Raw genomic sequence first — 9,333 nt, 5'->3', positions numbered from 1 at the left:
TCCCGTGCCAGGCGTTTCATGGGCTGGGCCAGCAAGTGGTGATGGCGCGCAGTGATGGAGTGGTGCGCCATGCCCGGGAACCGCAGGCAACGCCTGCACCTTCGGCCGAGAGTCACGCGCCAGCGTCAGCGCCTGCCAGGCGCGCCGAGGATGGGCGGCCCCTGCTGCTGGCATCGGTACGCGAATTGGTCGCCAGCAGCCTGCAATTTGAACTGGGCGACATTCGCGACGATGAACCGTTCGCCGATTACGGCGTGGACTCAATCACTGGCGTGGCGCTGGTTCGCCAGCTGAATGCACGCCTGGCAATTGACCTGCATACGACGTGCCTCTTCGATTACCCGAGTATCAACCGGCTCGTCGACTACATGCTGGGCCAATACCCGCAGTTCGCAACGCCTGCAACCGAGCCTACGGACGCCTTGCCGGTAACCCCGCCGACTGGCGAGCCGGCACAGCCAGCGGTTGATGACCAAGCCATTGCCATTGTCGGTATCAGTGGACGGTTCCCGCAGTCCCGAGATCTGGATGCCTTCTGGGAGCACCTGGCGGCTGGTGCCGACCTGGTCAGTACCGTGCAACGTTGGGACCCTCGGCATTGCCATGCCGGCGCAGACCAGGGCTGCGACCGCGGTGGCTTCATTGAGAGGATCGATGAGTTTGATCCACTGTTTTTCAATATTTCGCCTCTTGAGGCGACCTACATGGACCCTCAGCAACGCCTGTTCCTGCAGGAAGCCTGGAACGCGCTGGCCGATGCCGGGTGCCTGGGCGAACAGCGCCGCGCCGAGGTGAGTGTCTACGTCGGGTGCGAACAGGGCGACTATGACCAGCTGTTCGATGACATGCCGCCACCCCAGTCGTTCTGGGGCAATGCCCCCTCGATCGTGCCGGCACGCATAGCCTACTACCTGGACTTGCAAGGGCCGGCCATCACCGTCGATACCGCTTGCTCCAGCGCGCTGGTGGCCATCCACATGGCCTGCCAGAGCCTGCTTGCCGGCGATACAAAGGTGGCCTTGGCGGGTGGGGTTTTCATTCAGTCCACACCTGCGTTTTACCAAAAGGCCAACCGGGCAAGCATGCTGTCGCTCACTGGCGCCTGCCATACCTTCGACAGCCGGGCGGACGGCTTCGTCCCTGGCGAAGGGGCAGGCGCGGTGGTGCTCAAACGCCTCGCCGATGCCCTGGCTGATCGCGATCACATCCATGGGTTGATCCGCGGTTCCGGTATCAATCAGGACGGCGCCAGCAATGGCATTACTGCACCGAGCGCGTTGTCCCAGCAGCGTCTGCATGAGTCGGTCTATGCACGCTATGGCATTGACCCGGCCACCGTGCAGTTGGTCGAAGCCCATGGCACCGGGACGCGCCTGGGTGACCCGATCGAATTCCAGGCGCTCAAGGGGGCGTTCTCCCGTTACACCCAGCGCAAGGGTTACTGCGCGATCGGTTCGGTGAAGTCGAACATGGGGCACGCCGCCACCGCCGCCGCCATGGCAGGACTGTTCAAGGTCCTGTTGGCGATGCGGCATCGGCAACTGCCGCCGTCCTTGCATTTCCAACACACCAACCCGGCCATCGATTTCGCCGACAGCCCCTTTTTCCTCAATCAGCACCTGGGCGATTGGCCCGCGATTGACGGGGCCCCGCGCCGCGCCGCGATCAGTTCTTTCGGGTTCAGCGGCACCAATGCCCATATGGTCCTGGAGCAGCCACCCCTGCGCGTCCACCAGGCCAGTCTGGTGCCGGCGGTACTGATCGTGCTCGATGCACGCACCCGCGAACAACTGCACCAGCGCATGGCGGACCTGTTGGCGTTATGTGAGCGGGACGCGTCATTCGCAGTCGTAGACATGAGCTACAGCCTGCTCACCGGGCGCCAGCGTTTCGAGCAGCGTTTCCATGTTGTGGTCGCGGACCGCGCCGAATTGATCGCTGCGCTGCGCAGAGGCATGCCGGCTGACACGGCCGATCTGGCCGAAGCACACCAGCGCCGATTGCAAGGCTTGTCTGCTCGCGCCACGGGTCAGTCTCTGTACTACTTGCAGCAGTTGGCTGTATTTGCCGATGCCTGGGCAGCCGGCCAGGCAGTGGACTTCGCACCGCTGTTCGACGCCCTGGATTGCCAGCGCATGCCCCTGCCGGGCTACCCCTTTGCTCGGGAGCGTTATTGGGTAGTGGAGGCGATGCCCGCCCAGGACAAGGCTACCCATCCGCTGTCGGCCGCCATGATGCCCAATGACGGGGCGGCCATGGTCTTGCGCCTGGAGGGTGACGAATACTTCCTTGATCAACACCGCATCAACGGCGAGCCGGTGGTGCCCGGGGTGGCTTTTCTGGAGGTGCTCGCCCTTGCACGTGCTGCACATACACCTTTGACACCACTGAGCCTGATCAACCTGGTATGGCAGGCACCCTTGCGCGTGGTCTCGGAGCCCGTCGAGGTACGGGTGACACTCGATGTTCAGAGCCGACACACAGGGCTTGGCGGTGTTGAGGTCCACTCCGGGCACCCTGCGCAGGTGCACTGCGCCGGCCACTACGCTGCGCCGGCCACCGCACCCGCTGCGCTTGATCTGGCCGCCCTGCGTGAGGCCTGCCGAACGGCACCTCATTCAGCACATGACTGTTACCGGCACTTCACTGGCCTGGGGGTGGATTACGGGGTGAATTTTCGCTGCCTGGTGGAGTACGCCGCCAGCGCCGATATCGACCATGCGCAGCAACTGTTGGTGCGCTTGGCGCGCAACCCCGGTGCGACCCCCAACACCGGCTGGCTGCTCGAACCAGGCCTGACTGATTCGGCGCTGCAGGCCGCCGCCCACTGGCTGGCGCGCGATTGGCCGGAGCCGCGGGCGCTGGTGCCGTTTTCCCTGGAGCGCCTGGATGTGTTCAGTGCCGCTGAACCGGTATGGGCGTATGCAGTGCGCCGCCAGGCGGCAGGTTGGGCGAGCGTTCCGGCCGTGGATATTCAACTGGCCGATGCCAACGGCACGATCTGTGCGCAATTGCAGGGGTTGAGTTTTCGCGCCCTACCGCCACCGCAGCATCCCGGCGGTACTTCGCTGGATGCCGGGGAGAGCACCCTGTGGACGGGGGACTGGCAGCCTCGCGAGGCCACCATGGCGTTACCTGATTCTGTTGGAGAGCGCCTGTTGATGGTGGCCGCCGCGCCGCAGCGACTGCTGATGGAGCAGGCGCTGCACGGCTTGCCCTGGCATTCGCTGGTGGAGAGTGAATGGCCTGTGGGCGAGGGCTATACCCAGGCCGCGATTTCGTTGATCACACACTTGCAGGCGCACCTGCGCAAGGCTGACGGCCGGCCGTTGCACGTGCAACTGCTGGTGGAGCCACATGGGCCTTGGGCACTTTTCGAAGGCCTGGCGGCTATTCTCGAAACGGCGGCATTGGAGAACCCGGCGCTGACGGTCCAGTGCCTGCTGGTGGAGATCCAGGCGCCATCGGCGTCGCTTGTGAATGTCGTGAATCAGGCGCTGGCCCTGGGCGATCCACGCTTACGCTGGTGTGACGGGCAGTGGCAGAGCTTTGTCTGGCGCCAGTTGCCGAGCGGCCCCGGTGTTGTGCCCTGGAAGGCGACCGGGGTCTATTTGATTACCGGGGGCGCAGGCGGCATGGGCCAGGTGCTGGCCGAAGAGATTTTCCGCCATGCACCCGGGGCGACCCTGGTGCTGGCCACGCATCGGCCAACAACGCTAGAGGGCTTGGCGCACTTACACCCCGCATTCAATCGCTTGCGTGAGCGTGGGGCGCGGGTCGAAGTGGTCACCCTGGAGGTCAGCGATCGGCTGGCCACCCAGGCCCTGGTCGAACGGATCCTTGAGCGTTATGGGCGGCTGGATGGCGTGGTGCATAACGCGGGGGTGACACGCGACGCTTACCTGTTGCAAAAGACCGCCGAAGACGTGCGCGAGGTGTTTGCGCCCAAGGTCCAGGGCGTGTTGAACCTCGATGCGGCCACCGCTGAGGTGGTGCTCGATTTCTTCCTGGTGTCTTCGTCCATCAGCGCGCAGTTGGGCAATGTCGGTCAAGCCGACTACGCAGCGGCCAACTGCTTTATGGATGGGGTCGTGCGCGCGCGCCAACGTCAAGCCGAGCAGGGCCTGCGACACGGCCTGAGCATGGCTGTGGATTGGGGATATTGGGCCGACGGCGGCATGCGTATCGATGCGTTGTCCCTGGGCTTGCTCAAGCAGGCCTGGGGCCTTCTGCCTATGCCACGCGACGTCGGGTTGCACGCGCTTTATCAGGCGTTCAAGCACCGCCAGGCGAACACGCTGGTGCACTACGGCGTTGCATCGAGTGTGCGGCGTCTGCTGACGCCGACGACGCATCGTGTCGAGCCGCTCGAGCAGTGGCTGCTGGCCAACGTGGCAGCGCTGACCGGCGTGCCCGTAGCTGACATTGACCTGCAGCAGCCGTTTGCCGATTACGGCTTCGACCTGCCTATGCGCCAGGCCCTGGTGCAGCGCCTGAGCGAGACACGTGACCTGGCAGGGCAGGGCGCCCGCCTTTTGCGCTGCGAATGCCTCCAGGCTTTGCTCGACCATATCGTGCAGCCGCCTCTTACCGATTTGACGGAGAAGACTCCCGCCATGGATACACGCGACGACAGCCAGACCCGACACGCCAGGGATTTCATTATCGGACTGCTCAGGACCGTGTTGGTGACCGTGACCCGGGTCAGCCCGGCCCAGCTCCAGGATGACCGGCATTTCGAACACTACGGCATTGACTCGCTGATGGTCATCCAGATGACCGCCGAGTTGGAAAAGTCCTTTGGCTCCTTATCCAAGACCTTGTTCTTTGAACACAGCTCGATCAAAGCGCTGGCCGATTACTTTACGCGCAGGCATGCCGAGCGGCTCGGCGAACTGGCCGGTAGTGGGCCCGTGGCTCCGGCTCCTACGGTCGCCGAGTCGACGCCCGTGGCGCCCGTGAACGCACTGCCGGACGCCTCGCTCGCGCAGCCGATCGCCATTGTCGGCCTCAGCGGCCGCTACCCCAAGGCTGAGGACTTGCAGGCATTCTGGCGTAACCTGGCCGAGGGTGTCGATTGTGTCACTGAAGTGCCGGCCGAACGTTGGAGCCTGGGCGACCTGGCGCAACCGGGACGCTTGCCCGGCGGTAAGACCCTGAGTCGGTGGGGAGGCTTCCTGGATGACGTGGACAAGTTCGACCCGCTGTTTTTCAACATCTCACCCCACGATGCTGAATACATGGATCCTCAGGAACGTGTGTTCCTGGAGTGCGCCTACGCGACCTTTGAGGATGCCGGCATGGCCTTGGGCCTGCGTAGCCCCAGTGCGTTGCGGCGCACCGGTGTCTATGTAGGGGTCATGTACCAGGAGTACCAACTGTTCGGTGCCGAGCAAACCTTGCTGGGGCGCCCTATGGCGTTGTCCGGCAGCAGTGCGTCGATCGCCAACCGGGTGTCCTGGAGCCTGGGGCTCAGTGGTCCCAGCCTGGCTGTGGATTCGATGTGTTCGGCGTCGCTGACGGCGATCCATCTGGCGTGCCAGGGCATTCGCAGCGGTGACTGCGACGTGGCACTGGCAGGCGGCGTCAACGTCAGCGTGCACCCCAACAAATACTTGGGCCTGGCCCAGGGGAATTTTGCCTCCAGCCAGGGGCGCTGCCAGAGTTTCGGTGAGGGCGGCGATGGGTATGTGCCGGCCGAGGGGGTCGGTGCGGTCTTGCTCAAGTCCTTGAGCCAGGCGGTGGCCGATGGCGATCGTATCTACGGCGTGATACGTGGCAGCCAGATTAACCATGGTGGCAAGGCCAATGGATTCACCGTACCCAACCCCAATGCCCAAGCCGATGTGATCACCCAGGCGTTGGCCGCCGCCGGCGTAGACGCCGCCGATGTGGGCTATGTCGAGGCCCATGGGACTGGTACGGCCCTGGGCGATCCTATCGAACTGGCGGGCCTGGCCAAGGCTTACCGGCACTGCACCGACCAGACAGCGTTCTGCGCGTTGGGCTCGGTCAAATCCAACCTCGGTCATTGCGAAAGCGCTGCCGGCATCGCCGGCCTGACCAAAGTCCTGTTGCAAATGCAAAAGGGCCAGTTGGTGCCTTCGCTGCACAGTGAGGTACTCAACCCGGCCATCGATTTTGCCCAGTCACCCTTCGTAGTCCAGCGCCACTTGGCGCCCTGGCCGCGACGGGTGCGCCGCGTAGAGGGCGTCACCGAGGAGCGCCCACGCCTGGCCGGGTTATCGTCCTTCGGCGCCGGCGGTTCGAATGCACACTTGATCATCGAGGAATACCTGGCGCCGACGCAGCCTGAGTCGCAAAGCCGGCAGCCACTGCCGGTGGCCGTTCTGTTGAGCGGCGCCAACGCCGAGCGCCTGCAAGCCTCGGCCCGGCGCCTCCTGGCATTTTGCGCCGCGCCAGAAGCGCACGACCTGTCCCTGCACGACCTGGCCTATACCCTGCAAACCGGTCGAGAAGCGCTCAACGCGCGGCTGGGGTTCCTGGCACATTCTATCGACGATGTGCAGGCGTGTTTGCGCGAGTATCTGCAAGGGGCGTTGACATCCGGGCGTGTGCAGGTCGGGTCGGCCCGGCAGGATGAGAACCCGCTGGTTCGGCTGTTGGGCGAAGACGATCTGTCGGCCATGGTTGCGCAATGGGCGGCCACCGGGCAGCAGGACAAACTGTTGGCACTGTGGGTCAGCGGCGGCGATATCGACTGGCAGGCGCTGTTGCCCGGACGCTGGGGCAGGATCATTTCCTTGCCAGGCTATCCGTTTGCCCGCGAACGCTTTTGGTACACGGGGATCAATTCCGATATCGGCCAGCAGCACCCTCGCAGCCCCGGTGTGCAAGCGGCACCGCTCAGCGTGCTCAACTGTTCCGACCTGACGGGCCTGGGCTTTACCTGCCAGGTCAGTGGGCGAGACAGCTTTCTCGCCGATCATCACGTCCAAGGCAAGGCCATGATGGCGGGCTCCGCGTTTCTGGAACTGGCGCGAAAAGCAGCAGTAGCGGTGGCCACGCCTGACCAGCAGGGCGCCTTGGTGCGCCTGAGCGATGTGGTGTGGTTGGCACCCCTGGTGCTGGAAGACGGCGATGCACAACTGCGGGTACGCCTGTTTCCCGATGACACCGCACGTGTGCGTTTTGAGATCGCCACGAGCGGCGCCCAGGCACAGGCGCTCAACGTACGAGGTGTCATTGAACAGGTGCCCATGCCGACCCGTCCCCAGGTGGACCTACCCGCCTTGCTCGCGCGGCTACGCAGCAGCGCCGACTTCCATGAGCGTAATCCCGGGCAGCTCTACGACGCCTATGCAGGCCTGGGCATCGATTATGGCGCAACGCACCGTTGCCTCAGCGCGGTGTATGTCGGCGACGGGCACGCCCTGGCCCTGATCGAGTGGCCTGCAGCGCAGCCGTTCGAGGCGAGTTACGGCTTGCACCCGTCAATGTTGGATGCGGCGCTGCAAGCGACGCGCGTATTGAGCGACGAAAGCGCACTACTGCAAGTGCCTTTCGCCCTGGACCAGTTGCAGGTGTTTGCTGCGTGTGAACCGCGCATGTGGGTACAGGTTAACCGCGACCCACAGCGCGAGAGTTATGACCTTGAGTTGTTCGATGAGCTCGGCTGGTTGTGCGCCAGCCTGCGCGGCCTGAAGGTTCGACAGTGGGCGCCGCCCGGTAATGGGGGGCTTGTCGAGGGGGACGAAGAGGTCGGGCTGCCGGCTGGCGAGGTGCTACTGGTGCCGCAGTGGAGCCCGTTGGCCATGCAGGCCGTCACTGCCTCGCCGACGGCCACACTGGTCATCGGTGCCGATGCTTCGCAACTGCGCAGCCTGGAGGGCGCGCAGGGGCCGTTGCTCAGTTGTGCGTCGGTACCCTCGGACAGTGTCGAGCAGTGGGTGACGCGGTTCCAGGGGTTGCCGGCCTTCGACCGCCTGGTGCTAGTCATCCCACCGAGTGCCGCCCGGCACGCGGGCGATGAATGCCTGATCGATGAACAGCACGCGTGCGCCCTGGAGCAGCTGCGTATCGTGCAAGCGTTGCTGCGTTGCGGGTTTGACAAGCGTGCGCTGCATTATGTGGTGGTGACTCGCGACGCTTGGACGCCCCATGACGCCCAACCCGTACACGCCGCCGTCCACGGCCTGGCGGGCAGTCTCGCCAAGGAGATGCCGCATTGGACGGTACAGGCCGTAGACCTGGCGCATCAGGAGCGTCTGGCCCCCACACATTTGGCGGTGATGCCCGTTGACCCTGCGCATACCTCGCGGCGCCTGCGCGATGGCGTCTGGGAGGGCCGGCAGTTGCTGCTTCATCGGCCGCAGGCGTCCGCGCAGCCGGCTTATCGCAGCAACGGCGTGTATGTGGTGATTGGCGGCAGTGGCGGCATCGGCCAGGTGTGGACCGAAAGCGTGGCTCGCGAGCACGCCGCCCAGGTGGTCTGGTTGGGGCGCAGGGCATTGGATGCTTCCATTCAGGCAGCCCTTGATCAGGTTGCGCTGCACGGCCCACGTCCGTTTTACATGAGCGTCGACGCCACAGATGCCGGGCAGTTGCAACAAGCCTGCGAGCAGATCCTGAGCCGCTTCGGCCGTATCGATGGCCTGGTGCATTCAGCCATCGTGCTGGACGACCGCAGCCTGGCGAATATGAGCGAAGACCAACTGCGGCGCAGTTTGCAGGCCAAAGTCGATATCAGTGTACGCATGGCCCAGGTGTTCGGTGGCCAGGCACTGGATTTCGTGTTGTTCTTTTCGTCCTTGATCGCCTTCACGCGTAATGCCGGGCAAGCCAACTACGCGATGGGGTGCGTGTTCAAAGATGCCCTGGCGCGGCGCTGGGGAAGCAGCGGGTCGGTACCGGTCAAAACGTTGAACTGGGGCTATTGGGGGAGCATCGGCGTGGTGTCGTCAGCGGCCTACCGGCAACGCATGGAGCGTGAAGGCATTGGCTCCATCGAGCCGCGTGAGGCCATGCAGGCGGTGCGCACGTTGCTGGCCAGCCCACTGGACCAGATGGCATTCATCAAGACGTTGCGGCCGATCACCCTGGACGGCAATGCCGAGGCCGATCAGTGGGTCAGCCAGGCAATGGTAGCCAACGGGCCTTTGCACATTGAGGCTGATGTGGCGCAGTGGGTAGCTGCCGATGGTGCGCACGCTGCGGCCTTGCAAGACAAATACCGCCGCGACGCACAGCGCGAACGACTGCCGCAATGCCAGGTACTTTTGGTGCAATTGCAGGCAGCCGGGCTGTTCGACCAACCCACACCGCAGACCACCCAAGCCCTGTATCAACGCTTGCAGGAACGCTCCAGCGGGA

At 64.3% G+C, this 9,333-nt stretch carries 1 protein-coding gene; it reads left to right on the top strand.

Annotated elements, in window-relative coordinates; genetic code table 11:
• The coding region (locus E4P00_RS18015; RefSeq protein WP_248132370.1) for an SDR family NAD(P)-dependent oxidoreductase at positions 1 to 9,333 on the top strand (9,333 nt) is incomplete at both ends.

The organism is Pseudomonas sp. B329, assembly GCF_023127835.1.
Lineage (GTDB): Bacteria > Pseudomonadota > Gammaproteobacteria > Pseudomonadales > Pseudomonadaceae > Aquipseudomonas > Aquipseudomonas synxantha_A.
Note: the sequence above shows the minus strand (reverse complement) of the source record. Positions and strands in the feature narration are given on the sequence as shown.